General features: G+C 56.2%; 1 protein-coding gene and 1 riboswitch. The gene reads right to left on the bottom strand.

Going from position 1 to position 781, the window contains the following annotated elements; all coding sequences use genetic code 11:
• Positions 1–294, bottom strand: a 294-nt coding sequence (locus tag O3648_RS08445; RefSeq protein ID WP_371569604.1) for a methylenetetrahydrofolate reductase, incomplete at its 3' end; no start/stop codon positions are given.
• A 117-nt stretch (positions 295–411) separates the two neighbouring features.
• Positions 412–528, bottom strand: a riboswitch (SAM riboswitch).
• Between the last annotated feature and the right edge of the window lie 253 nt (positions 529–781).

Genomic DNA, 781 nt, shown 5'->3' with positions numbered 1-781 from the left:
CAGGAAGCCGCGCACACCCAGGCCCAGAATCAGGCGGACTGCACGCTCCAGCTCGTGTACCGAATGGCCTGCACAAATCAGGTGAGCTAGCGGGGTGAGGGAGGTTTCATGCACCAGGTGGTCGAGTAGCGCGAGGGTCTTCTGGCGGCGCTTCGCGTCACCGGCGTAGGTGACCGACACGTAGTCGGGGTTGGTGCCCTCAAGCTCCGCAATGGTGCGGAGCAGCGACTCACAGCTCGCCTGTGAGCGCGGAGGGAATAGCTCAAAAGAAAGAGCCGGGTGAACTGTCGTCATAACCTTCCTTCGTGTTCACCCGATAGATACGCACCGGGAGGGTGCGTGAATTCTTCTGCAGGATGTGCTGTACCGGTTTGCGAGTACGACTCATCAAGGGGTGCCGAAGGGTATTCTTCTCTATCGGTTCTGGCGGGAGCACCTTGTCCGTACCCTGCACCGTGACGGTGGGGGATACTGGCGAGGTTGCTGCGACGTCGACGAGCCAGATCTCTCGGTCGCTCTTGATAGATAACGCTTTCACTTTACCCACCGCCTCCGAGGGCGTGCAAGGGATGCGGCGGTTGATGTCCTAATATTTCTGGACATGACATTGGGGCGAAATATGAACTTAATATGACTGACTATGACGAAGGGCGGCTGGGGGTGTTGCGGGTAGGGCTGTCGGCTGACCCATGGATGTCCGGAACTATCGCAGATATATCTGCTTAATATTCTTGGACACGCACGAATATATGTGTTTTATATTTCATTGAAGAGTAGGGTT

Origin of the sequence: Rothia sp. 27098_8_161 (genome assembly GCF_041432905.1) — a bacterium.
Taxonomy (GTDB): domain Bacteria; phylum Actinomycetota; class Actinomycetes; order Actinomycetales; family Micrococcaceae; genus Rothia.
This window is presented reverse-complemented; position numbering and strand designations above follow the sequence as displayed.